Below are 25678 nucleotides of genomic sequence, written 5' to 3' on the forward strand. Positions count from 1 at the left end.
GAAAAATTTAAAGAAAGACCAATCACATATTGATGTGAATTGTCTTTTATCAGATTTTCATGATCAGTGAAATGCTGGTTCCTACACCTGTGGATGACGAAATCTTAAGCTCGCCCCCCAAGGCTTCGCTTCGTTGATTCATATTGAATAATCCGTTACCCGATTGCTGTTTATTGGAGTCAAAACCTTTGCCATTATCTTTGATAATTAGTTCAATATGCGATTCTCCTGCACCGATATGGATATCTACAAGGGTGGCCTCAGCGTATTTGGAAATATTGTTCAGTGCTTCTTTATAGATCAGAAATAGATTACGGCGTTGTTCCATATCTAATTTAATATTCCGTATACTGTCATCAGCTTTAAAAATATACTGTATTTTCATTGGATCCAAGATTAGGGCAGCATGTTCGCGCATACGCGCTACAATTTTCTGCAGAAGGTCATTATCCGGTTTTATACTCCAGACAATGTCATCCATTGCCTGCATCATCTGTGAACTGTTTGCTCCGATCCGGTCAAGATAGGCCTGGACGACATGATATTCGTCCGAAAGATCTTTTTTTGCTACTTCGCTCAGAATATGGATAGAAGTGAGCGTAGATCCAACATCATCATGCAGGTCCCGTGCGACCTTTTCGCGTAGACGGTGTACTTCCAACAGTCTCCTTAACCGATAACGGTGTAAAATGAAAATTCCAAGTAAAATCAGGAGAATAATGCCGGAAAAAAACCACCAGGTCTGATAGAACGCAGGTTTAATAGTGATCGGCAACCGTGTGATTGCCGAAAATTTACCTTCCTGATTTTCCGAACGTATCATGAAGACATATTTTCCGGGTGATAGTGCGGCGACTCTAACGCCTAGTCGAGGATCACTAAGGATCCAGGAATTTTCTGATCCTTCAAGCCGATAATAGTATTTGAGGTTGTCACGATCATTGTAGGAAAGCGGTGAATAAAAGATAGAAAAATAATTCTGCCAGTTCTCTAGCGTGACACCTCCCACTTTGATTAAAGAATCAACAGATAAATAATTGTCAAAAAGCTTGAAATCGGTAATATGTAGCTTTTTAGGCGCTGAGTTGCTATTGTTAAATTTTGAAGGATCGAAGATAAGGATAACTTTGTCACTGCTGAATACGATTTTTCCACTTTCAAGCTTGATGCCTCGCATTGGCAGATTAACGATATTTGACGTGTTGATTAGACCATGCTGCTTATTGAAAGAATGGAAGTCTTTTTTGTTGGGGTCGAAACGGCAAATACCAGCGGTTGTGCTCATCCAGAGTAGACCTTCATTATCGGTGACCAAGGCCGTGATCATATTCTGCGGCAATCCATTATTAATATTATATTGCATAATATGACCACTAGAAAGGTTTAAGATATCTAGACCAGAATATCCTGCTATCGCGAGGAACCTATTCCCAATAAACTCAATATCCTGAATTTTTGAAGTGCTGAGACCATGGTTTCCGGATTTGTAGTTTTTTAAAATTTTTCCGGAACCACCATCCAGCTCATATACCCCCGAGCCACGGGTACCTATCCATATCTTATTCCCTTCACCGGGCCGAATGCAGGAAATGGCAGATTTTAAATCGGCGAGTAAAGCAAACCCGCTGTTACTTGTCCTAACTATTTTGCCATTATCTGTTCCAAACCATAGCTGACCACCTCTGTCAACGGTAATATGCCGGATGGATTGTCCTTCAAAAACTTTAGGAACCAGAAACTGTGATTTTTTTGTTTTTGTATTAAAAAGTATCAATCTTCCATCTTTACACCCAATCCAGATATTTCCTCGCTTTGGATCGTGTTCCATAGCCCAGATGTGCCTAAAATTGCCATCTTGCGGCGGTTCTCCTTTAAATATCAAGCTATTTATCGCAGGTTCATGGTTTATATGTAGTGCCGTGTCATATTTAAAAGCAGTCAGTTTTTCCCCCCAGGAACTTACCAAGATACGATCTGAACCGAAAGAAGTTAAGGCGGTGATAGCCGCTTTATGAAATATTGTGGACGTAACGATGTTTCGCACATGATCTCCTATGACAGACATAATGTATAGCCCGTTGTCTGTCGCTACCCAGAGGTTGTTGTCACGGTCTTTAAAAACCTGCGAAACTGTGGTAATCTGTATTCCATAATCCATATTTTTTCGATCATAGAATTGGATAAATTCCTTTTTATCTTCGTCAAAAAGGTTGAAGATATCCACGCCATAAGCCCATACGGTATGGTCATATTCGAAGCAATCGTAAAAGTCGTGATAGTTGCTGTCACTATTCGGCGCGGAGGGTATAATTTTCTTACGTTGAAAATTAGCGTCAGTAAGATAGATCTGGCCGTTCGCGTGGCGTATTTTTGTGTGAATATAAAAACGAGATTTGGAATCTATGAAAAAGCGGTTTATGTTTTTAAGTGAATTGAGGTTACTATTTGTAAAAAACGATCTTTTTTTCGTGTCAAAATACCCCATCCCTTGTTTTCCTGAAATCCAAAAAACACCTTTTTGGTCATATTGTAGCCAGGAGGGCTCCCAGTTTGACGGAAAATCTATGACACTTTTGCTGGATTCGAACTTATTTGTCGATTCGTTTAATAGCAAAATATCCACTCCATGAAGTATTAGAAAGATGTGCTGTCCCTGTTGGACGAGACGGATCTGATAATTCTGAAAGTCCTTGCTGTATTTGTCTATCGCGATTTCCTGCGTTTTATTCGTGTGGGTATTTAATAGAAAAAATTTATGTTCCATTCGCACAAGAAGCGATTTTGACTTTTGCGTGATGAGCAATTGGTCAACAGGCAATCCCGGGAGGCCCAGACTCAGGAGCCGGCGAAAACGCATGCCGTCGTAGCGCTGCAATCCATTTTTGGTTCCGACCCAAATAAATCCGTCCTCCGTTTGCGTGACGCAGTTCACAAAGTTGGATGCTAAGCCTTCGGTTATACGGCTGAAAGAGATCTCCTTTGCTGTGAGCAGCAGTGGAAATATTGTTAATACAGCCAGTAGGTATCGGATAAACCTTTTGCTTTTCATTACGGAAGTTATTTTTTTTAAAAATGCAATAAATCTGTGGTTTAATAAAATCTAGACACTTTGTTGTACTGATTTTGATTAAGGATTACGCCAATATAGGATGTGCTTTCTTTAATATTTCTATAGATTTAACAAGTAATTAGTTTACAATAAACGGTGATTAACCCGTATGAATTGGACTATTCGGCCCGGCGTTTGAGATCTTCAGCTCCCCCGGTTTTTCGGTTTTGTGTTGGTTTTCCACCTCCGAAATTGTAGCTATAAGAAAGCATCATCACCTTTGTATCCCTTTTCGAACTAAAATTTTCCCTGTAATTAGCATAGACCGTCAATCCCTTATAATAGTTCGTCCAGAAGATATCTGTGAAAGAGAGTTTCAATGTACTGTTATTTCGGAATTTTTTCTGGGCACCAATATTTATGGACCAGAGCGGTGAGATACGAGCGAAAGCGTAGACTTCGGCCGACTTATAATTTGCTGCGAGCTCGGCCGAATAATTATTGCCTAATTTAAAGGTATTCACGGTATTTATGTCAATATTAAAGTTCCCCTTGTTATTGATTTGTGTTTCGGAGATATTCCCTGTATAGGAGCCATAATAAAAATTGAGGTTTGTATTCAGATCCCACCAGGTCAATACTTTAAAAGGAGCAACGAGGTATAGTCCATAGTATGATGCTGATCTGAGGTTCTCGTCTGTCTGCACCGAAATGTTCTCCCCATCCTCGATGATCGGTTTTACGACCGATGTGATATTATTTGTGGTTTTGCTGTAGCTCACGGTGGCCAGGTATTTACTTTTTAGGCTATAAGTGGCTTCATAATTTAGAGAAGTCTGTGCGTTTAGATCTGGATTTCCTGTTTTATAGGTTGTTGCGTTGATATAATACTTGAACGGATTGAGCTGTATATAGCTCGGACGAGAAATTCTCCGACTAAAGTTTATTTCCAGATTATTTTCTGAGCTGAGGTCAAATGATAATGAAGCACTGGGGAACAGCTGTGTATACTTTCTTTTATTGACCATATTCATCGTGACCTGTGTTCCGGTAACATTGCTGTGTTCGACTCTCAATCCGACAACGGCTTTGATATTTTTCCATTTTTTTGAGAGATTTCCATAGACAGCATGGATGTATTCCTTATAAATGTAATGATTAGACTTATTCACGTCGAGTTTCGGATCATCGGTACTGTGATCATAGAATACCATATCGTTATCGGATTTGACAAAGCTGGTTTTAATTCCTGTTTCAAATTTCCAATGTTGTTTTAAAACTTTTATTGCATCACTTTTCAAAGAATAGATGTTCAGACCGCCGTCTATATCTCCTTGTAGAAGATAAGGGAGCGGCATTGCTTGACCCGGCAGGCTTGTTTGGGTGTTAAAGTTTTGGGCGGACTTATTGAAATAGTGGATAAAGTCGAGGTCGGTACTTACTTCCGAACCGATAGAATCTATGGTATACTTGTGGTTTAGGTTAATGCTGCTGTTTCGCCACCTGTTTTTTGCGTTGCTTTGGGTTTCTATTTCTTTGGTAATCAGAGATTCACTATTTAATATAGTCGTTTTACTATTACTGTTGGGAGTCATAATATTACTATTTAAACCGACGGAGATGCCTAAGAGGTTTTTGTCGTTAAGATTATAGTCAAGCCCCAGTTTTCCGCTATGATTTTGGGAACCTGTTTTGATGAAATTATCCTGAAGATATGCTTTTACGAAATTTTCCTGATTATAAAAGCTTCGGTTCAATATCAGATCATTTGACATCTCACGATAGGCGAAATTATAGCTGGCAAACAGATTCACATGGTTAGTCCTGTGGTTGATATGTAGACTATTGCTGTTTTTGATATATCTTCCTGTGCCGATTGCGGTAGTCAATGTCCCATTTGTTCCTTTCTTTGTTCCTTTTTTCAGTTTAATATTGACGATAGCTGTACCTGCGGCATCATATTTTGAGGAGGGGTTAGTGATAAATTCAATTTTTTCTATAGTGGAAGCTGGGATTCCCCGGAGATAGTCTGCAAGGGCATCGGCTGTTAGCGGTGTATTTTTCCCATCGATCTGTATGAGTAAATTCCCTTTTCCTCGCAAGCTTATGTTGTCATTGGCGTCAACATTGACACCGGGTGCTTTTTCTAATACTTCAAAGGCTGAACCACCGGTATTTTGAAGGCTATTTTCTACATTTAGGATTATTTTTCCTTCCTGTCGCTCTATGTATGGACGGACTTTGGTGACAACAACAGTCTCCAATATCTTATCATTTATCGTGATTGTGGGAAGTAGTAGCGATTGATCCCGAACCTGGAAAACTTGGGAGTTATAGATATCCGCCCGGTTTCTGCTAATTTTTAGATAATAGGATCCACTGGCTAACCCGTCGAATTTAAATTCTCCGGTAGTATTAACTAACTCTGTTTTTATCAGTTTGCTTTCGAGATTGAAGAGATTTACTTCCAGATCAGTGCTGTTCGAGGTAACCACTTTTCCCGAAAGCATATAATGCTCCGCTTGCGGCTGCCCAACGAGTCTAGTAATTTGGAACAAAAATACGATCAAGAATAGGAAGACGTTTTTTTTCATCGAATCAGTGATTTTAGTGCTCTTTAATAGGGACTGTTTTTATCCACAAAAGTAGTTTGCATTTTTTTGGTGATCCATCACATGTTTGTGGGATTATTTAAATTATTCTTTCAAAGAATCGGGGCTATGGGAAACCCCGATCTTCTTTTTTAACTTTAGGAAATATCCTCGCGACATGTCCTCACATATGAAACTACTATTACTAACTAGTCAATTTTGAGTTATTATCTGGCTTTTGTTCGTCCTGACACTTAGCCTATAATGATGTTGCAAATTAGAAAGAATAGTGAGCCTGATAAACCACATGTTAATGTGATTCGAAGCCCCTCTTACTGAAAGAGTAAATCCGGTCCTGATATTTCGACCTTCACTTATTTAGTGCATGTCAAATTATAGTGTTTTTTTTCTTGTATGATATCGGAGCCAGGCATCGTCTGGACGATCAATTGATAGCCCTTGGGCATCATTCAAGAAATAGATCCTATCATCAGATACTTCGACGGATATTCAATTTACTAATACCTGCCTCGTTATCCATACCCTAATCCCCAAAGTCTCTTCATAATATATATCCAAAATTAGGTAGTAGCTGAAGCAGATACATAGGCAGTATTGCCAATTAAGATAGTGGATTCTGCTTATTTGTTCGCCGCCAAAGCTGCGATAATTTTAAATAATCAAATAGGCGATGTGTAAAATCCGACGAATCACCCAAAGATGTGATTCATTGCTGTGTTACAAGGGGGTAATTTTGAAAAAGAAAATTTATCATAGAAAGATATATTATAACACTAGGTTGAAATTAAATAAGAAAAGAAATGAATGCTAAAGTATTGAAAAAAAAATCAGGCGGAATAAAAGGGCTATTGCTCGCCCTTTGTCTACTGTGTGTAAGTGCATTGTGTTGCTGTACATTCTATAGCTGTAAAAAAGCAGAAAATGCATCCGAATTGCCTGAAGGTGAATTTGGAAATCATCCCAGATCTACCGTGCCGGATGAACTGGTAGGTTATTGGATTGCTGGTGTAAGTTCGATCAGTAATTTTTGGGGATACGATGGAGTGTACAAAGGTCCTGCCAATGAAATTGCGGTTGGATACATGTTTTACAAAGATGGCCGGGCCAAGGAATACTTTTATTATACCAGCACATCCACTTACTGCCGTACCCAAGTCCTAGGTTATAAAGAAGGTACCGTAAAAATAGATCCAGTCAATAAAACTTTGGAAATGTTCTACGCAAGTGGGAACTATCGGTCCTTTAATAGCTGCGGATCAAGCAATCCTCCGGGTTTTGGTGAAACAAAAAAATATACATCAGCAGAACTGTATCCCAACAAAAAAATGGTTCTTAAAGATTGGACAATAAAAGAAAATAACGGAAAAAAAGTGTTGGAAGTGCCTCTGGGTGAGGGTGAAATACAACGCTATGTAAAATCAACTGAACCACAACGATAATCATCTATTAAAATATAATTAACATGAAAAGGATAATGAGCACACTTTTTTTTGCGTGCATAATAAGTATTGTAGCCAGCGCAGCTTCTAAACCGAGCCCAATGCGGGACTGGAAGGTTTCCAAAGTCGTAGATGCCTACGTAAAATCTGTCAGCGAAGGGGAATCACAATTGGTAGAACATTTCTTTGCTAATGATTTTGAATATTACTTGAATGACAGGAAAGAGCGGCATTCAAAAAAGGAAATTGTAAGATTTTTAAAATCGATGACAGGTCATACTTACGACTGTGTGACGGATTATAGTATACTTGACGAAAACAGTACAAACTGTTTAGCTAAAATGACGATGCAATTCCAAACTTTTACACGTACCGATTATATCTATCTGAGTTCGACGGACGAAGGATGGAAGGTCTGTAAAATATTGGTGGGCCACAGCCAAAAAGAAAATCAGCAAGTATAAACTTATATCAGGTGCCAGTAGACGGTACTATTTTAAATAAAATATAAAAATGAATAATACTATGAAACATCAATTCCATTCAAAACAGGGAACTTTAGCCTTGTTATCATTTATAGGCTTGTCCTTATTTTCATGTTCTGACAAATGTTCGACTTGCGCAGTGGAACCAGAAAAAGTTGAAAAAAAGCTAAGTAAGATTGAGGTCGACGCGGATAATTATAGTGAATTTAAGTATACAAATGGCGTGCTGACAGAGCTGATCGAAGTAGCAGATGAGGGGCTCACGAGATCCCGAATTACCTATGATAATAACAAGAAACCGATAGAAGTGGAAACCCAGGAAGGTAAAATCAAATTTGTCTATTCAGGAGATCGTTTGGAAAGAGAAGAGATATCCTACACAGATGCAGAAACTTTCCACTACAATCAGTATGAATATCAGGGGGCACAAGTTAAAGAAGTGACCGGATATGGTCTGGTTGAGGAGGATAAACCATATTATCGAAGAAAACTGTTCTATAATCAGCAGGGGGAAGTTGAACGTGAGGAGATATATGATTTAACGGAAAATAATACGCTTGATCTATCGGTCAAGATAAATTATGAATATGATAATAAGATTAATCCCTATATGACCACCGTAGGTTCTTATCTCTCACTATTTACACACACTTACAGCAAGCATAATATTGTTAAAGAGGTCACTACAAACGCGCAGGGGACGCTGAACCAAACGATCACTACTACATATACCTATGACAATGCTGGTTATCCGCTTACAGCAGTGGAGAAAAAGGTGGAGAATGACGGTAATCCAATAGTGATCAATAGAAAATTCGTTTACCAACCTTAAAAATCCTATTTATTGGTAATTGAACACACGCAGCTAGTTTTTTAATTACTGACAATTTTATCCAAACATACGGTGATGAAAAAGATATTTTTTACTTCAGTTATGCTTCTGCTTGGCGGGAGTGCAATTGCACAGGGCTTTCTTAATAAGCTTAAACAAAAGGCCGAAAATATGGCCAATAAGACACTGGAGAATGTGATTGATGGCAAGGCTAGTAAAAGCAAGGAGGCATCTGTCCAATCCACTGCGTCGGGTGAGGATAGCGAGCATCAGGAGAATGAGGCAGTTGGCAAAAAAACTGCATTAAGCAGCACGACTACTTACGATTTTATTCCGGGAAGCAAGGTCTTATTAGCGGATGATTTCTCACAGGATGCGCAGGGACAGTTTCCATTGAAATGGTATACCCGTAGTAAGGGAGAGATTGTTACCCTCAACAATGCTAAAGGTAAATGGCTCCGGCTTTATCCCGGAGCCTTTGTCAGTCCCGTGGTCAATATTGGGGAAAACGCAACCATAGAGTTTGACCTGATCATGGATTGGCCGCTCGCTGGAGGCTATATGGTACCTGCTTTTAATTTCGCTTTCTATGATCGGGGCAATAAAGGTGAGATAATGTCCTATGATTACCGTCTAAAAAATTGCCTCAAAGTAGGTATTGCACCTTATCGTTCAGAAGCGGCAGTACAATTGACCTCCTATGAGAATGTCGCAAAAAAACTGGAAACAGATAAATATCGGGTAGCCAATTTTGACAGGAAAGTTGGAAATGTAATCCATGTAGCGATCAGTATCCAAAAAGAACGTATCCGTATCTGGTTGGATAAGGAGAAGGTCTTCGATCTGCCCAATGCCGTGCCGTTGAACAGCAACTTTAATCAGCTCAAGTTGGATATGGGCAGCTCCAATTATACCAACGATCAACTGGGTTTCTATGTGTCAAATTTCAGAATTGCTGAAGGGAGTGGGGATACGCGTTCCAAGTTATTGACTGGAGGAAAGCTTGAAACCAGTGGTATTCTGTTTGCCACGAATTCCGCAGAAATAAAGTCTGATAGTGAAGGGACTATCAAGGAGGTGGCAACAGTACTTCGCGAGAACCCTGAAATGAAGATTCGTGTCATAGGTCATACGGACGCGGTGGGAAGTGCGAGCGCGAATTTGACTTTATCTAAAAAGCGCGCTGACGCTGTGCGTGATATCCTGATCAATGATTATCAGATAAAAATAACCCAAATAGAAACCGATGGGAAAGGGAATACCGCACCTGTAACTGATGAATCCAGTGAGCAGAATAAAGCAAAAAATAGAAGGGTTGAATTTGTCAAAATTTAATAAGGACCGCTATTAGATAGCCATCGAGACGGTGTATGAATAATGGTTTATTTAAGATCAAAATCGGTGGCTATACACAAGCTAAATAAAATCAACAATCGTATGAATAAAAATTTACTTAGTTTTTTGGTAGGTAGCATGATGATGTCATCTGTTGCTTTTGCGCAGGACAAAAGGGTGAGCGGTCGTGTAACTGCTGCTGATGGGAAGCCATTGGCCGGCGTAACAGTTGCTGTACAGGGATCCAATACGACTGCACAAACCGATCAAAATGGCAATTATACATTATCTGTACCGGTAGGGAAGGTACTTGTTTTTCGCTCGCTCGGATTTGCGGAGCAGATCCTTATTGTCAATGAAGGGCAGTCTGGATTTAATGTTATGCTAGAGGGCAGCAATAAGGCACTGGAGGAAGTCGTGGTCACCGCCATGGGTATGTCTAAGCAAAGCAAAGCGCTTGGCTATGCGGCTACTACGGTTAAGGCTAATGATATCGTTGCAGCAAATAACATGAATGCAATGACAGGCCTACAAGGGAAAGTAGCGGGGGTCAGTATTTCCAATTCTGGAACAACCGGCGGATCGACCAAAGTAATTATTCGCGGCGTATCTTCTTTTTCCGCAAATAATCCTTTATATGTCGTTGATGGCGTTCCCATTAATAATAGTTTTCAGGCAAAGGTCGAATCCAATAGCGGGTATCAGGCAAAAATTGAATCCACAAGGTCTATCGACCTGGGAAATGCCGCGAACGATATAAATCCGGATGACATTGAGTCAATGACAATTTTAAAAGGAGCTTCGGCAACGGCCCTATATGGCTCCCGTGCAGCACACGGTGTTATTATGATCACGACCAAAAAAGGAAAGCTGGGCCAGCATCTTTCAGTTACCTATAACGGAGCGATAAATGTGAGTAATGTACTGATGGTTCCCCAGACACAGCATTTATTTGGGCAGGGCTGGCCAGATTTTGACGCCGCGGAGAACGGTTCATGGGGGCCAAAATTAGATGGGATCGAACGACCTTGGGGTTCAGCCATTGATGGAGTCCGGCAGACAAAGCCATTTTCATATGTTAAAGATAACATAAAAAAGTTCTACGTCTCGGGACTGGATGCGACCAATACATTGTCTATATCAGGTGGAGGAGAGCGATCTTCCTATCTATTTTCTTACGGTAACTTTTATCAGCATGGCGTATTGCCCGGCCATCCAGATAAGTTAAAACGCAATAACTTCTCTTTTCGCGGGAATACCAATCTAGACAGATTTGCCTTTAATTACGGTGTAAATTATGTGCGGCGTGATTTAAATGCGATTTTCCAGGGACAAGGGTCGGCTGACGGTGGAAAGACAACTTTTCAGGAACTGATACAGACCCCAGTTGATATCGATATTTTGGCTATGGCGGATTATAACAATCCCTATTATAATTATGATAATTATTTTACACCCTATTCGTCAAACCCTTATAAAGCCCTGCTGGATAACGGGACCAAACTTCAGGAAGACCGTGTCTATGGGAATATAGATTTCTCCTATAAAATATTACCCTGGTTAACTGCAGTCGGTAAGCTAGGCGGCGATTTTGGGAGTATCAATACCAGGGATTTTTCTCAACGGATTACTTATACTCCCGGCTCTACATCGGCTGTGCATAAGAAGGCAATTATAACAGGTAGATATGGCGAAAATTATCGGAAGGCAAATCAAATTGACGCAACATTGATGTTCAAGGCAGAAAAATCGTTTAATGAAACACTTAACCTGTCGGCGAATGTAGGGTATAACTTTAACCAGCAAGGGTTCAGTTATCTCGATTCCTATATTAGTGGTTTGAATATACCAGGGTGGTACAGTTTAAAAAATACAAGCGGCACACCGGTTGTGGACAATATTTTCCTGAGACAGCGATTGATGGGTTTATTTGCAGATGCTACACTCAGCTACAGAAATTATTGGTTTTTAAATGCGTCTTTCCGATCGGATTGGTCGTCCACGCTTCCGATCAAACACAACAATTATAAATATGGTGGAATTAACACCGCATTGATTTTGACTGATGCCTTCGGCGAACTGAAATCCGATCTGTTCAATTTTATAAAATTGAGAGCCGCCTGGGGCAAAACAGGGAATGATGCCTCTCCGTATCGTGTTCAAAATACGTATGCAAGCTCCCGATTAGGTTTGGGATTCGGGGATATCGTATTGCCTTTAAAAGGTACTGCGGGATTACAGCATGGTAAATTGTTGGGTAATGATAATCTCAAGCCTGAGATCACCACAGAATTTGAGTTCGGAACGGAGATGAAGTTATTGAATAACAGAATTGGGCTGGATATTTCTTATTATAATAGAAAAACAGTTGATCAGATCTATTCTTCGGCACTACCGCCAGAATCTGGTTTTACCACACGGACCCAAAATATTGGTGATATCCGAAATACAGGAGTTGAAATCGGATTAAATGCTACTCCGCTAAGAATGAAAGATTTTCAATGGGATCTGGGAATAAATTTTACGAAGAATAACAGTAAAGTAGTGAAATTATGGGATGACGTTAAGGAATTTAATATATACTCAGCCTATATGGTGGATTTTGTCGCCCTGATTGGCCAGCCGCTTGGCGTATTTAAGGTTCCTGAAGTGATGACAGTCAAGGATGGTGAACATGCCGGTAAAGTGGTTGTGAACGCAACGAACGGGATCCCGTTGACCGAGCCCAATTCCAAACGTACTGTAGGAAAATATGAGCCCGATTTTGTCGTAGGTTTCAATACCAAATTTACATACAAGGACTGGAGCTTGGCTGGGGTACTGGATTGGCGCAAGGGTGGTTTTTTCTACTCTTACACAGCACAGCTGAATTACTTTGTAGGAAATGCAGTAGAAACTATGTATAACGAGCGCCAACCTTGGCTAATCCCAAATTCTGTGAAACAAGTGGGGGATCAGTATGTGGAAAATGACGTTCAGATCTCGGTGAACAACATTAATAATTATTGGAATCCGAGCAGTACCAATTTTATATATGATCGTGCTGTGTTGAAACGTGACTTTGTTAAACTAAGAGAAGTTGTACTCACCTATTCATTGCCCAAAAGCATTCTAGGGTCGAACATCAAAGGACTTGATTTCAGCCTGGTCGGTCGAAATTTGTTTCTCTGGACACCGAAAAATAACAATTTCGTGGATCCGGAATCAACAAATTATGGAAACGATATTATTTCCAATTTCGGTGAGTTTGCTGCTGGTCCAACATTTCGGAGTTATGGAGGTAGTGTTCGCGTACGGTTTTAATTATTTTTTGACACGATCAAATAATCCGCGATTGGCAGGTATAAAGGTAACGGCAAATAATCGCGGTATTACAGAAGGCCTTTAAAAGACAAATTATTTATGAAAACAATGAAAACATTTGGATATATATTGATACTGGGTGCATTAATTTTTAATTCGTGCGATAAGGCTTTGGATATCAATAAAGATCCTTATTTACCATCAGAAACCGATGCCGCTCCGGATCTTTTATTTCCGTCAGGTGTTGCATATAGTGCGGCGAAAATAGGTGGTGATCTGGAACTGATAGGTGGTTTCTGGGCACAGCATTATACGCAGAACAACACGTCCAATCAATACAAGAATATTGACTCCTATGTGCTGACAATATCTTCTTATAACGGAATCTGGGCTAATCTTTTTGGGGGTGGAATGAAAGATCTGTATATCGCCAAAGAGAAAGCGCAAGCGGGCGGGTTCTGGAACTATTATCTTGCTTCTGCCGTTATGCTCGCTTTTGACTATCATGTATTGGTGGATCTATATGGAGATTTACCTATTAAAGAAGGGTTGCAGGGGGATAAGGGGGGATATAGCCCAAAATGGGATGAGGGAAAAGTAGTCAATGAACAGATATTAAAGCAATTGGATGAGGCCTTGACAAAGGTTACCGAGGCCAAAGCGCTTCCAAGTATGGGGAATCAGGATCTTGTGTTTGCAGGAGATATCGATAAATGGCGCAAATTTGCGAAATCACTGAAGCTGAAAGTTTTGATGCGCGATTTTACAACAAATGCTTTAGCGATAAAGTCCCTATTGGACGAAGGAGACTTTTTGCTCGCGGATGCACGGGTGGATGCATTTGAAGACATAAAAGATAAATCAAACCCGCTTTTTGAATCAGATCGACGGGCCCTAAGCACGGGAGCGAATATCCGCGCAAGCAAAACATTATTATCTTATTTGCTGGATAATAATGATCCCAGGATTACGGATTTCTATGAAACGAATGATATAAACGGCCAGTATACAGCTTACGCGCAAGGAAATTATAATGCCACCAGTACCGAGTACCCGGTGGGAAGTACCTCAAGGGCGAAATTAGCTGCCACCGATCCTGTATATTTTATGTCGCATGCAGAGGTAGAATTTTTACAGGCGGAGGCTTGGGTGCGCTTAAATGATGTAAGCAAAGCGGGAAGTCATTATGAATCAGCTGTGAAATTGGCATTCTCCAGATGGGGCCGGGATGCGACAGCCTTTCTAGGAACCGATGGGGCCTACGCGTTTAAACCAGGGGCAGCAGAATTGATGGTGGAGCAGATTATCACCCAAAAATGGATCGCATCAGCACGATGCCAGGCATGGGACGCCTTCTACGATCAAAATAGAACCGGATATCCGGTTGTCAGTACCGTACCGGCTGATGAGCCTAGTTATGTTCCCGGTCAATACACACCTTCATTAAATACTGCATTGGTTGGGAATGAACTCCCAAGGAGACTACCTTATCCAAAGGTATCTTCGGATAATAATCCAAACACACCTAAAGCGGTTTCCATTAATACAAAGATGTGGTGGCATAAAAAATAAGTTTAGATTTTCAATAGATAAAGAAATGAAAAATAGCGTTAAATACTTTTTCGTATGTCTTGTGCTAAGCTGTGTTGCTTGCAAAAAGGAGCAGCCTGCTGTGGTGTATTCTCCTATTTTTCCACTCTCCGGAGAATGGCATACACGCGTATTCCATGAAGATGGTTCTTCAGCGAGTACCAACCTGTTTACATTGAGCACGTACAATACTTCAGACAATCTGTCGAATGTGGCCTGGTTTAAGTTGAGTACCGCGGCCCAGCCCTTTGGCCTCTTGGCAAAAGTAAATATAGACCTGCAAAATAGAACTTTTGTTGCAGGTGAATATAAAAATACCCTAGCTGTGCCAGCTGCTAATACCGCTGTTACGCTACTTGAGGGAAAGATTTTGTTAAATGCCTCTACTCAGCCAAGTAAGGCCGTTGCCGACAGTATTTACGTCAGGTATAAAACGGCTGTCAATGGTAAAATCTATATTGTAAAAGGGCACCGAAGGACACAATGGCCAGAGGATCAAAAATAGTATTTATATAACAATATTCAACTCATGTTTATAGCCAATAAATGCATCTAATTTTGCTACTGTTGAATATTAAAATCTTGAAAAAATGAAAGTACAACTTAACAGTTTATATGTTTTTCTGACATGTGCCACACTCGGTGGAATACTATTTGGCATATCCTGTAAAAGAGACCCCATTAAGAACGAGGAAGAATCTGAGACAGAGATTGCGATCACACCTTTAGCGCGACCGATCGGATCAGTCAAAGGGCAAGCTTCGAGCAAAACTATTGGACCGGCCGGTGGTGTGCTGTCTTCAGCTGACGGACAATTAAAGATCTCCATTCCCGCGGGTGCACTCACGGAGGAAAAGTTAATTTTAGTGCAGCCAATTGAACAGACAAATATTGCTGGTATCGGTTTATCTTATCGGTTGACACCACATAATGTCACATTCAAGAAGGCGGTAACCCTTACCTTCGACTGGAAGGCTGTAACTGATCAGGTCGGACTGCCACAAACCCTTGGATTTGCCTATCAGCAGGAAGATCAAGTCTGGAAATATGTCGGTGCCAGTACAACGGATACGGTTCAGAAAACAATTAGCTATGAAACCACGCATTTCAGTGACTGGTCGTTAATGAATAGGCTTTCATTGGAACCCTATGAAGCTTCTATCGAACCCGGACAGACCCAGTCTGTACGCGCACTTATTTATACCCAGACAAAATGGGATGATCTTTTGACACCACTGACCGGCGCTGGTCAGGGGACCGAACCAGGGTATCCTGTTGGAACACCCGCTGCCTTACCCAGCAAATTTATAGATTCTTGGGAGCTTGCGGGACCGGGTAAAATCGTTAAAGCAGATGCCAGTATTGTAACCTATCAGGCACCGGTAAGTGTTAACGGTAGTGCAACTGCCGTCGTAAGCCTCAAATTAAAGGCCCCGCGGGCAGGGACCTATCTACTACTGTCGAATATCCATATTTCAGGTAACGGTTGGATTGAGCTCAGTATTGCTGGTGGAGGACCTGTAAAGTTTCCTGCATCTTCGGCTGCGAAATCGGGAAACACATATTTGTTATCGAATCCTGAAAATGAAGGTGGAGGTTACTTTTTGTTGCGGTGGAACGGTGGTGTGGGCAGCTATAAGTATGAGATTTCTAATGGTGGTAATCATTTTCATTTTCAAACATCCAAAACAACCTACATGAGCAGATATATTGATAAGATAGTAAAAGACCTTGTGCCCAGTGGCGGTCAGATTCAGATTACCAAAATAGATAAGGGCTGGGTCGAAGGGATGTTTAATGTAACAAATGCCGGCTATGGTCCTATGCTATTGGATATAACCTCAGCGAATGGACGGTTCAGAGCAAAGATTTATGATGCGGTTACACCTGGTAAGTAATGATAGAACGAAGGAAAATTAATTTTACGAATAAGATGGAGATATTGACTGACAATAAGAAAAGTAAATTAACCCATCTGTACTGGATGCTGATCATCTTACAAGTAGTATTGTTGTTTACGGCCTGTGGCCGGGAAGAGATCCTTCCGATTCGTATAAACAACATTACATTCAGGAATGATACCCTTTCTTTGGTTGTGGGAAAATCTGAACGACTGTTTGTAAATCATACACCAGGGGATATAAAAGATCCAGATTACATATGGTCGACAGCAGATCCGAAAGTAGCAACTGTGGAGAATGGAGTTGTCTACGGTCATCGTGTTGGTGAGACAGAAGTAACTGTTTCAGTGCGAGGTCAAAACGTAAAGGCGAAAGCCTTGATTCGGATTTTACCGGTTTCGCCGGCATCATTAAAATTACAAGTAAGTAAGACCACCTTGGCGCCAGAAGAAGAAGTGGAGATAACGTATATAATCGAACCTACAGATTTATCGGATACAGATCCGCTGGAAATCGAATGGAATAGCTCTGATAATCAAGTATGTACTGTTCATAGAGGGAAGCTCAAGGCTGTTAGCACCGGAACGGCGAAGGTGACAGCGGAAATCAAAGGGACAGCAATCAAAGGTGAACTAACAATTTATGTCCAACCAGTGCCTATAGGATCGATTGAACTTAGCCCTGCACAGGCAGAGTTACATGTTGGGAAGGAATTGTCGTTGCATGTGAAAGTGTTGCCTGTTAATGCCGATGATAAAACGTTGGTTTGGTCCTCCAGTAATCCACAGGTTGCTACGGTGACCGGTGGAGTAGTAAAAGGAGTAAACGTGGGTACAACAACGATTAAAGTGGCTACTGTGGATGGAGAAAAAAGTGCATTTTGTACGATTACCGTAAAATCGGTTACGGTGGATCATATTATCTTATCTGCACATAGTTTGGTCATGGTTCCGGGACAACAGCGGCAGATTATAGCCACAGTTCTACCAGAGGAGGCAAAAGAGAGGAATGTCACATGGGCCTCTTCAGATAATAGTATTGCAACAGTGGATGCTCATGGACAGGTTACAGGAAAGAAACCTGGTACAGCAATTATCAACGCAATATCGGTAGCTAATCCGCAAATTTATGCGAGCTGTAATCTTGCGGTTGTGAATCCCGAAGATCAAGTTTTTACGGTGCTGAGTAACAGAGGGCGAGTAGCAGAAAATGGTTATATCAGTTCGGATGTCAACACCCTTTTCGAAAATGGATCAAGTGAACCCGTGCGTTTGATTTCTTTTGAAATTCTTTCTCAAGGCGGCGAACTCATTGTGAGTGATCATCAAACGAGAATAATAGCAACAGGCATGCAGCAACGGCACCAAGCGCAATTTAAAAAAGTCTATCGTCCCTACGTTCGTTATATGTTTGAACTAAAAGGTAAGCGCTATGAAAGACGCTTGGATATCTGATAAGAATTTATTCATATGTTTATTTATGGCCCCAAGTCCCCAGTGGACGCGGGGCTTTTTTATTGTTCTGACCTCCCCACAGTTGCAATCTTCTTCCTCTCTGGTTTAGAGGTGACCTCTCCCCGAATTTAGGAGAGTTTAGTTTTCGGCAGCATTAATCAAGAGATAGCAGATCTTCAGGACAAGTAGGGAAGTGATATTAAAAATTGCAATATGGTGCTTTCCAGTGCTTAAAAATATATGATCTGTCCATTTCTAATCCTAAATCAAGTTTTTTGAATTTTGAAAAGTATTCCCGTGACTACGGATGATATCGAATAATATATGGTAAGATTCTTAAGCGAGCTGAAATCAATTAATAAAGTTGTCAGAGTAATTCCAGTAATTGCTATCGATATTAATATAAATTTAATCCGCTTTGAATCGATGTTCTTATTAATAAGCCCGTAAAATACCGAGAGATAGATTATCAATGTTGGAATAGAGTATATAATGCTAAATATTAAATAGATAGTTAAACCAAGCTAAAGCATTACCAATTTCAGAAGGAGATAGAAATTTAAATATATCGCCGAGCAGGATAAGTGTATCAATGTCATAATCAAACTCGCATCGTTCCAGACACTGCACAAGAGCTTTGAAGGCACCATGTATGTCTCTCATTACGAAAGTTCTTCCTTCTTTCACCACCATCTTACTAGATAATTTCTTTTCAATTACAAAAAATATAGCCGGTAGGCAAGTTTCGAGGAATCATAAACTTTATAAAATTTGGATGTAAAAATAGGCTTCAGCTCGATTAATATGATAAGTGGGCGGCAAATAAAGTATACGGGCAAGTGATTTCTTTTTATAATCTCTTTTAGTAATGTGCGGCCAAGACGACCTTAAAAACCGTAATAAGGATACAACATGCAGAGAATCGGCTAAGCTGACAGATTAAACGTTTCTGACCTTTGTACTGTAATAAAAAATAAATAACATGACAGCAGAAAACAGCCCCTTACAAATGGGAAAAACAATTTTAATTACTGGTGCTAGCAGTGGCATCGGAAAAGAGACCGCAAAGTTATTTCAATCCAAAGGCTGGAACGTAATCGCTACAATGAGAAATCCAGAAAACGGTTCAGACTTAAAACAATTAGAAAATGTTTTTGTAACCAGACTTGATGTTTTAGATCTGGATTCTATTCATCATGCATTCACGGAAGGTGTCCAAAAATTTGGTGGCATTGACGTATTGCTCAATAACGCTGGTTATGGTGCATACGGGCCATTGGAGGTGTTTAGTAGAGAGGAGGTTTTGAGACAATTCAACACCAATGTTATCGGACTATTGGATGTTACCAGGACCGTTCTACCTTACTTTAGAGAAAACAGAAAGGGGATTATCATTAATATTTCTTCTATTGGAGGCAAAATGACTTTTCCTATGGGTTCATTGTACCACGGGACAAAATTTGCCGTCGAAGGTATTTCAGAATCGCTTAGTTACGAAGTAGCGCTATTTGGCGGACAGGTAAAAATTGTTGAGCCAGGGATGATTGCAACAGATTTTTCAAGTAGGTCTTTAGTTTTCAGTAATGATGAAAGTTTGCCCGAATATCAAGGTATTGTTAATTCTTTGATGGGAGCAATGCCCACAATGGCTCAGAATTCCTCGCCTGCAAGCCTAGTCGCAGAAGTAATCTTTAAAGCTGCGACAGATGGAACAGATCAATTAAGATATACGGCAGGAGAAGATGCCAAAATGCTTATGGAAAACCGCAGGCAGTACGACGATGCTACATTTTTAGGCGGAATAAAATCCCAATTCGGTCTTAAGTAGCACAAATATAAATGCAGTGGCAAAATATTTCAACGCCGTAGCAAGGGAGCTTATCATTTATAGGCTCCTAAGTATTCAACCTTAGGTTTGCGTAGGCCACACACAGTGCAACAATGAATAGGAATACCTTAATTAGGATACAACATACAGAGAATCGGCTACACTGACACTTTCAAAGTTTCTGAATTTTGTACCATACATAAATACATAAAAATGACAGCAAAAAATTGGACAGTAGATGACATTCCTTCACAGCAGGGGAAAATAATTCTCATTACCGGTGCAAACAGCGGGCTTGGATTACAAGCATCAACGGTATTGAGCAGTAAAGGGGCTCAAGTAATCATGACTGCCCGCAACCTTAAAAGTGGCAATGAAGCAATTTCCATGATCAAGAAGAAAAATGCTAACGCAAGGCTGGACCTGATGCAACTGGACTTGTCAGATTTTGCGTCAATACACCAGTTCTCCCATGAGTTTCATAAGAAGTACAAGCAACTTGATGTACTCATCAATAATGCAGGCGTTATGTTTCCGGCAAAACGCGAACTCACCAAGCAAAAATTTGAGGTTCAGTTTGGAACGAACCATCTGGGGCATTTCCTGTTGACGGGTCTGCTTTTGGATATCTTAAAAAATACGCCAAATTCCCGTATAGCCATACAGTCAAGCGGGCAGCACAAGGCAAAGATGGGCAGGCCCGATATTCATTTTAATGACCTGAATTTTGATGAGGGATATAACAAATACGTAGCCTATACCCAGAGCAAATTGGCCAACCTGTTATTTGCATATGAACTGGATAGACGACTGAAGGCGAACGATGTAAATGTAACTGTTACTTCTGCGCACCCCGGATATACAAAAACAAATCTCGTCAGGCACTCGGGCTTTTTTGTTCAGGCTATAATTACTAATTTACTTGCACAGAGCGTTGAGATGGGCACATTGCCAATCTTACGAGCAGCAACAGATACAAGCGTAACCGGAGGTGAGTATTTTGGTCCGACCAAAATGAATGAAATGCGTGGCTATCCGGAATTGGTAAGATCAAGTAACAAGTCCTATGATAGGGGGCTAGCCGAAAAACTTTGGATGATTTCTGAGCAGCTGACCCAAATTATTTATAATTTTACATGACCATGAGTGCGACAGAAAATAAATTTGTAAAAATAAACTCCGTTTCGGAACTACATAAACTCATGCAGCTTCCAAAACCTAAACATCCATTGGTCAGCCTGATCAATTATAACGATGTACAGTATGATGCCATTGATATCTCGGTGAAGGCAGTACTCAACTTTTACATGGTTTCGATAAAACATAATGCAGATTGCAAGTTCAACTATGGCCAAAATTATTATGATTTTGATGAAGGCGTTCTGGCATTTATGGAACCGGGACAGATCGCATCAGGCACGAAGGAAGGCAATATCAAGGCAGATGGCTGGCTGTTGGTTTTTCATCCTGACCTAATCAGAAATTATCCTATCGGAAAAAATATAAAAAATTACGGGTTCTTTTCATATGCAATCAACGAGGCATTGCACCTGTCAGAGTCTGAGGAAACGATGCTTGGAGAGATTTTCAAGAATATTGAGAAAGAATACAATCATTCGATAGACCAATTCAGCCAGGATGTAATGGTCTCGCAGATCGAGCTGTTGCTCAATTATTCCAACCGGTTTTACAACCGGCAATTCATTACACGCAAGACAGGCAGCAGCGATCTATTGACAAAAATGGAAAATTTGCTTGACGAATATTTCGGAAGCGACAAAATCATTGAATCAGGACTTCCAAACGTTCATTTTTTTGCGGAGAAATTAAACTTATCGCCCAATTATTTGAGTGATATGTTGAGAACTTTGACAGGTCAAAGCACGCAACAGCATATCCACAACAAATTAATCGAAAAAGCGAAAGAGGCCTTGACTACTACAAATCTTTCTGTGAGCGAAATTGCTTACCGATTAGGATTTGAGCATCCGCAATCGTTCAGCAAATTATTTAAAACCAAAATGAATATTTCGCCAATTGAGTATCGGGCATCTTTTAATTAATGAACAAAAAATAATAGCCAAGATCTACATCCCAATCTTTATTTTTATGCAATTTTTTCAAGCTTTCTATTGTTGGCACAGCCGAATAAGCTGTAGTGCAGTCGCTATCTAAAATCAAAGTAAATGCATAGAGATGCTGCTTTTTCTTTTGCATCAATTGATAGATATATTCAAAGTCATTGATAAGTGCGTTAGCTAGTTATCCTAAATATTGCTGATGTCAATCTTCCAAATTTGTAGTAATAACCTGCAAACCTTAATTGTCTGAAGACCAATAACGGTTGTTTTCACAAACTCTTTCGACAATATCCATATCGTCATCTCCTAATTCGGATGAAAATTTAGAAGATAACAAACCTCTGATCTGTGCCAGTGTTTGATTAACTTTTTCATCAATGATATAATCGCTCAATACTTTATCATGCTTGGTAAAATCATAATTTTCAGCAAAATGGCTTTTTATTTTATCAAATGAAACGACGATCTGATCCAGTTTGGCAATGATTTTCAAAGCCTCTTCTTCACTCAATTGTATCTTATTGTTGGTGTCACTCATGTTTTACAGGTTTTTAATCCTTTTATATAAAGGCTTTCATTTTATTTACATACTTTCAGTTTCATTATAAAACCAACTTTTGGTTTTGCCCAGATGTGATAAACCATAAGCTTTGACCACTTGTTTCACATCGTGTTAACATAAAAGCCGCAATTATCATTGGATACTTGATTGCTTAATTCGTTGGATTATCGATCATTTAGAGGTACTAGAAAACACTTATCCAAAATATCTTTGATAATGGTGGTTTTAGAAGGAGAGCACTTCCATAATTATTTCATTTGCCGAAACAAATGGAGAGCCAATGTGAGGACGATATCCACAACAAGATTACCGGCGAGGTAATTGTTTTAATAGCTCGAAATTTTCATCATCAAAACAAACTATTGTAATTCGTTTGATTGTTGTATCTGATTCAAGAAACTGATTTATCGCGGTAATCGATATTTGGGCAGCCAAGTTCTTGGGGAACCTGTATATACCTGTGCTGATATTCGGAAAAGCAATTGTTGTACAGCCGTTATCCACAGCCAGTCGAAGGGAGTTGAAGTAACAATTTGCTAGGAGACTCTCTTCATTCCTTTGGCCGCCATTCCAAACAGGACCTACGGTATGGATGACATATTTAGCGTGTAGATTGCCAGCTGTTGTAATAACTGCTTCACCTGTTTTGCAGCCTCCTTGCCGGGCCACTATCATTCGGCATTCTTCTAGAATAGCCGGACCACCTGCCCGGTGAATGGCACCGTCTACACCGCCACCACCAAGTAGGGAGCTGTTTGCAGCGTTTACAATTGCATCGACTTCGATCTTAGTGATATCTCCTTTAATAACGTGAACTATTTTGCTCATTGGGTATAGAATAATATTAGGAAATTTGCATCGACATAGCCGATGATAACAATATTTTAAATTTAATAAAAATAAATGTTACCCATATAACCTCCCTTATCAGATTAGCATAAGCTGTTCAATCTCTTTATTAGAAAAGAGTATATCGTGTTGTAAGTTAAACAATCCATGTGTTTTAAAGTTGCCCAAAGGGAATATCAAGTATAGTAGTGGATTCGAAAATAAAGTCATCGTTTCTAATTGAAAAAATATAATTAAATTTATAATATGGTAGGATTAAAAATAGGCCCAATCTTTTACAAAATAGGTAATGGAAGTATTTTACATTCTTTCTTTTCAACAGTTGCTTACAACCTTGAGAACAATAAGTGGGGAAGTCGTTTCCCCTTAATTATGGAAGAATTATATTATAAAAGTTTACCTCCGCAGAAATTAGATCTGGCTAGTGAAGAAATAAAAAAGATTTTTGTCGAATTGCAAGAATATGCTCCTTCTACGGTAATCTGGGATATCGAAGATCTATCAAAACGGCCGCCATGGGGTGATAATATTGCTGAAACAATAACCAGTCTGGACAATTATTTTTATACCAGCGATGGTGAAAATCTATCAGTTGTATTCGATAAAGCCCTGGAAACTGCAAAAAGAGTTAATAAAGAAGTGTTAGTCTATAGTTTATAAAGTTTAGATTATAAACCCTAATTACGTTGATAATTAATAGATTGTAAATTCAGTTGATGTCGGCTCTAGCTTTGATGTACGCAGATAGCTGCTATTATTTGATTGATGTAGCGTAAGCTATATACTCGTTTACAATAGGCAGGTCAGCTTCTGCCCAGTCATAGTCAAGCAGTTGATCTATCGCTATCCATATTGCCTGGGCATGCTCGAGCGCTTTTACTTCTCCAGACTGTAGGCTGCATACATAAGGGTAGAGCTGCAGAGAAGACCGTGGCATATTTTACTGATAGCATTAAATAAAAATTAAGAGATTGCACGTGCCATGACTATTTTTGATAAAATCTTGTGATACAGAAAGTATTTGCCTTGAAGCGGTTTGTTTTCAAATAAGTACAAATTAATCAGATCAAATTGAAATATACCTGATTCACATTCACCAAATACACCTGTATCAATTTGGATAGGAATAATTATTTTCTCATTCTCTTTTCCTAGTGATTTCAGGTCCATATAAAGAGATTCAAAGTCTATATTGTCTCGTATTCTTTGGACTTCTGCTATAAATTGAGGGTATGCACTGTCTGAAAAACGAAGTGATTTTATTTTTCCAGATTGATCAAAGGAAATGACCATCAGGGTCAATATAGGGATACATCTTTCCTGCAATTGAGCTGGATATTTGAAATTTCTAAGGAAAGAATTTTCAAACTTCTTGAAGTTATCTATTTTTCCCTTGTCCTGAGCGTAAACACTGTTGACCATGGCAAAGATGATGATCAGTATGAATTTGATTGCTTTCATTATTTAATATTTTTTTGTTTACCACCATAAGGACAATGGATGCGTAAAAATAAACTCTCCAAAAGCCTGTTTTCCTTTAAAATTATATAGATGTTGAGATATTTTAGTTGTAGGATCTGAAAATTTGGGAGATGCCCTTTGCATTTTAATCTCGATGGGAATCATGATGGGGATATCACGGTTCCCCAAGTTAAAATCATCATATACGGCATTAAAATCTAATTTATCTTTGATCCTTAATACCTCTTTAATCATAAGCGGATGTGCACTATCAGAAAACTCTAAGTTGTATTGCTTTGCTTTGTGATCATACTGCACCTTTAATGTAAAGAATGATGGGAGAGCAGCTTTCTCCAACTCCTTTGGATACCTTAAGTGATAAGCAAAACTTGATTGTAATTTTGACCTATGTATATTTGCGTCTTGGCTGTAAACGATACTTTTAGTCCACATGAGTATTACAGCAATCATTATTAACTTCTTCATATTTATTGATATTTGGAATTGCAACATGTTTTGTTTTGTGCATTACTGAAGCAGGGAAGCAGAATCAAACTAATGAAAAGATATATACATCCGAAGGATAGTTTTTTAATACTTACTTTTTTTTCCATGTAATGTGGGTGCCTTCACCTTGTGCTCACTCTCTTATGGCATAAAGTGAATGGAGTTATATGTGTTAATGACCAATTGTAGTAGTACAATTTAAAAAGAATATATCACATCCCTGGTATTTTTCGATTGCAAATACCGACTTTTCGGTATCTCCCACATACCGCTTACATACACCTTGTTTTGCTCAGATAGCCACCGCTACATCCATACTTTTGCTATACACATAAAAACAAAAGAATATGGCAAATCAATTTTTAGTGAAAGAGATTAAGAATTATTATT

At 39.6% G+C, this 25678-nt stretch carries 20 protein-coding genes; 13 read left to right on the forward strand and 7 right to left on the reverse strand.

All coding sequences use genetic code 11. The annotated features are described in order from the left end of the window. Positions 1–49: 49 nt before the first annotated feature. Together B4G94_RS16680 and B4G94_RS16685 are read right to left on the reverse strand one after the other, a co-directional pair. Positions 50–3049, reverse strand: a complete 3000-nt coding sequence (locus B4G94_RS16680; RefSeq protein WP_286860235.1) for a sensor histidine kinase — start codon at positions 3047–3049, stop codon at positions 50–52. A 179-nt stretch (positions 3050–3228) separates the two neighbouring features. Beyond that, positions 3229–5643, reverse strand: a complete 2415-nt coding sequence (locus B4G94_RS16685; protein ID WP_286860236.1) for an outer membrane beta-barrel family protein — start codon at positions 5641–5643, stop codon at positions 3229–3231. Positions 5644–6461: 818 nt separating this feature from the next. Here B4G94_RS16685 and B4G94_RS16690 point away from each other — a divergent pair. The 12 genes from B4G94_RS16690 to B4G94_RS16745 all read left to right on the forward strand — a co-directional run bounded on the left by B4G94_RS16690 (position 6462) and on the right by B4G94_RS16745 (position 21891). Then, positions 6462–7100 carry a hypothetical protein gene (locus B4G94_RS16690; RefSeq protein WP_286860237.1) on the forward strand — a complete coding sequence of 213 codons (639 nt, stop codon included), beginning with the start codon at positions 6462–6464 and terminating at the stop codon, positions 7098–7100. A gap of 23 nt (positions 7101–7123) precedes the next feature. Next, complete coding sequence (locus tag B4G94_RS16695; protein WP_286860239.1) at positions 7124–7564, forward strand: nuclear transport factor 2 family protein; 441 nt, start codon at positions 7124–7126, stop codon at positions 7562–7564. 61 nt (positions 7565–7625) lie between these two features. Beyond that, positions 7626–8417, forward strand: a complete 792-nt coding sequence (locus tag B4G94_RS16700) for a hypothetical protein (protein ID WP_286860241.1) — start codon at positions 7626–7628, stop codon at positions 8415–8417. A 75-nt stretch (positions 8418–8492) separates the two neighbouring features. After that, a complete protein-coding gene (locus B4G94_RS16705; protein WP_286860243.1) occupies positions 8493–9752 on the forward strand; it encodes an OmpA family protein in 1260 nt (419 codons plus the stop codon). A 102-nt stretch (positions 9753–9854) separates the two neighbouring features. Beyond that, complete coding sequence (locus B4G94_RS16710; RefSeq protein WP_286860245.1) at positions 9855–13055, forward strand: SusC/RagA family TonB-linked outer membrane protein; 3201 nt, start codon at positions 9855–9857, stop codon at positions 13053–13055. A gap of 99 nt (positions 13056–13154) precedes the next feature. Then, positions 13155–14627 (forward strand): SusD/RagB family nutrient-binding outer membrane lipoprotein, encoded by a 1473-nt coding sequence (locus tag B4G94_RS16715; protein ID WP_286860247.1) that lies wholly within the window; start codon positions 13155–13157, stop codon positions 14625–14627. A gap of 25 nt (positions 14628–14652) precedes the next feature. Continuing rightward, the gene (locus B4G94_RS16720; protein WP_286860249.1) at positions 14653–15150 is read left to right on the forward strand and encodes a lipid-binding protein; all 498 of its coding nucleotides are present in this window, start codon (positions 14653–14655) and stop codon (positions 15148–15150) included. Positions 15151–15235: 85 nt separating this feature from the next. Then, on the forward strand, positions 15236–16543 hold the full coding sequence (locus B4G94_RS16725) for a hypothetical protein (RefSeq protein ID WP_286860251.1): 1308 nt from the start codon (positions 15236–15238) through the stop codon (positions 16541–16543). Continuing rightward, positions 16543–18000 carry an Ig-like domain-containing protein gene (locus B4G94_RS16730; RefSeq protein ID WP_286860253.1) on the forward strand — a complete coding sequence of 486 codons (1458 nt, stop codon included), beginning with the start codon at positions 16543–16545 and terminating at the stop codon, positions 17998–18000. Before B4G94_RS16725 ends, B4G94_RS16730 begins: the two co-directional genes overlap by 1 nt. 982 nt (positions 18001–18982) lie before the next feature. Beyond that, a complete protein-coding gene (locus B4G94_RS16735) occupies positions 18983–19828 on the forward strand; it encodes an SDR family oxidoreductase (protein ID WP_286860255.1) in 846 nt (281 codons plus the stop codon). Between the two features lie 213 nt (positions 19829–20041). Beyond that, complete coding sequence (locus B4G94_RS16740; RefSeq protein WP_286860257.1) at positions 20042–20968, forward strand: oxidoreductase; 927 nt, start codon at positions 20042–20044, stop codon at positions 20966–20968. 2 nt (positions 20969–20970) lie between these two features. Continuing rightward, complete coding sequence (locus B4G94_RS16745; RefSeq protein ID WP_286860259.1) at positions 20971–21891, forward strand: helix-turn-helix domain-containing protein; 921 nt, start codon at positions 20971–20973, stop codon at positions 21889–21891. Between the two features lie 256 nt (positions 21892–22147). On the opposite strand, the gene B4G94_RS16750 is transcribed toward B4G94_RS16745, so the two are convergent. Together B4G94_RS16750 and B4G94_RS16755 are read right to left on the reverse strand one after the other, a co-directional pair. Further along, positions 22148–22447, reverse strand: a complete 300-nt coding sequence (locus B4G94_RS16750; RefSeq protein ID WP_286860261.1) for a hypothetical protein — start codon at positions 22445–22447, stop codon at positions 22148–22150. Between the two features lie 330 nt (positions 22448–22777). Then, entirely contained in the window at positions 22778–23299 is a 522-nt protein-coding gene (locus tag B4G94_RS16755; RefSeq protein ID WP_286860263.1) for an O-acetyl-ADP-ribose deacetylase, read from the reverse strand. A gap of 267 nt (positions 23300–23566) precedes the next feature. Here B4G94_RS16755 and B4G94_RS16760 point away from each other — a divergent pair, with 267 nt between their 5' ends. Continuing rightward, on the forward strand, positions 23567–23980 hold the full coding sequence (locus B4G94_RS16760) for an Imm70 family immunity protein (RefSeq protein ID WP_286860264.1): 414 nt from the start codon (positions 23567–23569) through the stop codon (positions 23978–23980). 94 nt (positions 23981–24074) lie between these two features. On the opposite strand, the gene B4G94_RS16765 is transcribed toward B4G94_RS16760, so the two are convergent. Genes B4G94_RS16765 through B4G94_RS16775 form a run of 3 tightly spaced genes read right to left on the reverse strand, consistent with a single transcriptional unit; the run spans position 24075 to position 25267 of the window. Further along, positions 24075–24257 (reverse strand): hypothetical protein, encoded by a 183-nt coding sequence (locus B4G94_RS16765; RefSeq protein WP_286860267.1) that lies wholly within the window; start codon positions 24255–24257, stop codon positions 24075–24077. A gap of 26 nt (positions 24258–24283) precedes the next feature. Beyond that, positions 24284–24781 carry a hypothetical protein gene (locus tag B4G94_RS16770; protein ID WP_286860270.1) on the reverse strand — a complete coding sequence of 166 codons (498 nt, stop codon included), beginning with the start codon at positions 24779–24781 and terminating at the stop codon, positions 24284–24286. Between the two features lie 18 nt (positions 24782–24799). Next, positions 24800–25267, reverse strand: coding sequence for a hypothetical protein (locus tag B4G94_RS16775; protein WP_286860272.1), 468 nt, complete (start codon positions 25265–25267; stop codon positions 24800–24802). Between the last annotated feature and the right edge of the window lie 411 nt (positions 25268–25678).

Source organism: Sphingobacterium sp. UBA7625, from assembly GCF_002484085.1.
Taxonomy (GTDB): domain Bacteria; phylum Bacteroidota; class Bacteroidia; order Sphingobacteriales; family Sphingobacteriaceae; genus Sphingobacterium; species Sphingobacterium athyrii.

Bases quoted from the DNA above. Each gene is read 5' to 3' on its own strand.
- B4G94_RS16775 (WP_286860272.1), bottom strand. From the start codon at position 25,267: ATGAAGAAGTTAATAATGATTGCTGTAATACTCATGTGGACTAAAAGT.
- B4G94_RS16700 (WP_286860241.1), top strand. From the start codon at position 7,626: ATGAAACATCAATTCCATTCAAAACAGGGAACTTTAGCCTTGTTATCA.
- B4G94_RS16740 (WP_286860257.1), top strand. From the start codon at position 20,042: ATGACAGCAAAAAATTGGACAGTAGATGACATTCCTTCACAGCAGGGG.
- B4G94_RS16745 (WP_286860259.1), top strand. From the start codon at position 20,971: ATGAGTGCGACAGAAAATAAATTTGTAAAAATAAACTCCGTTTCGGAA.
- B4G94_RS16695 (WP_286860239.1), top strand. From the start codon at position 7,124: ATGAAAAGGATAATGAGCACACTTTTTTTTGCGTGCATAATAAGTATT.
- B4G94_RS16690 (WP_286860237.1), top strand. From the start codon at position 6,462: ATGAATGCTAAAGTATTGAAAAAAAAATCAGGCGGAATAAAAGGGCTA.
- B4G94_RS16705 (WP_286860243.1), top strand. From the start codon at position 8,493: ATGAAAAAGATATTTTTTACTTCAGTTATGCTTCTGCTTGGCGGGAGT.
- B4G94_RS16760 (WP_286860264.1), top strand. From the start codon at position 23,567: ATGGTAGGATTAAAAATAGGCCCAATCTTTTACAAAATAGGTAATGGA.
- B4G94_RS16770 (WP_286860270.1), bottom strand. From the start codon at position 24,781: ATGAAAGCAATCAAATTCATACTGATCATCATCTTTGCCATGGTCAAC.
- B4G94_RS16725 (WP_286860251.1), top strand. From the start codon at position 15,236: ATGAAAGTACAACTTAACAGTTTATATGTTTTTCTGACATGTGCCACA.
- B4G94_RS16765 (WP_286860267.1), bottom strand. From the start codon at position 24,257: ATGCCACGGTCTTCTCTGCAGCTCTACCCTTATGTATGCAGCCTACAG.
- B4G94_RS16680 (WP_286860235.1), bottom strand. From the start codon at position 3,049: ATGAAAAGCAAAAGGTTTATCCGATACCTACTGGCTGTATTAACAATA.
- B4G94_RS16730 (WP_286860253.1), top strand. From the start codon at position 16,543: ATGATAGAACGAAGGAAAATTAATTTTACGAATAAGATGGAGATATTG.
- B4G94_RS16735 (WP_286860255.1), top strand. From the start codon at position 18,983: ATGACAGCAGAAAACAGCCCCTTACAAATGGGAAAAACAATTTTAATT.
- B4G94_RS16715 (WP_286860247.1), top strand. From the start codon at position 13,155: ATGAAAACAATGAAAACATTTGGATATATATTGATACTGGGTGCATTA.
- B4G94_RS16685 (WP_286860236.1), bottom strand. From the start codon at position 5,643: ATGAAAAAAAACGTCTTCCTATTCTTGATCGTATTTTTGTTCCAAATT.
- B4G94_RS16755 (WP_286860263.1), bottom strand. From the start codon at position 23,299: ATGAGCAAAATAGTTCACGTTATTAAAGGAGATATCACTAAGATCGAA.
- B4G94_RS16710 (WP_286860245.1), top strand. From the start codon at position 9,855: ATGAATAAAAATTTACTTAGTTTTTTGGTAGGTAGCATGATGATGTCA.
- B4G94_RS16750 (WP_286860261.1), bottom strand. From the start codon at position 22,447: ATGAGTGACACCAACAATAAGATACAATTGAGTGAAGAAGAGGCTTTG.
- B4G94_RS16720 (WP_286860249.1), top strand. From the start codon at position 14,653: ATGAAAAATAGCGTTAAATACTTTTTCGTATGTCTTGTGCTAAGCTGT.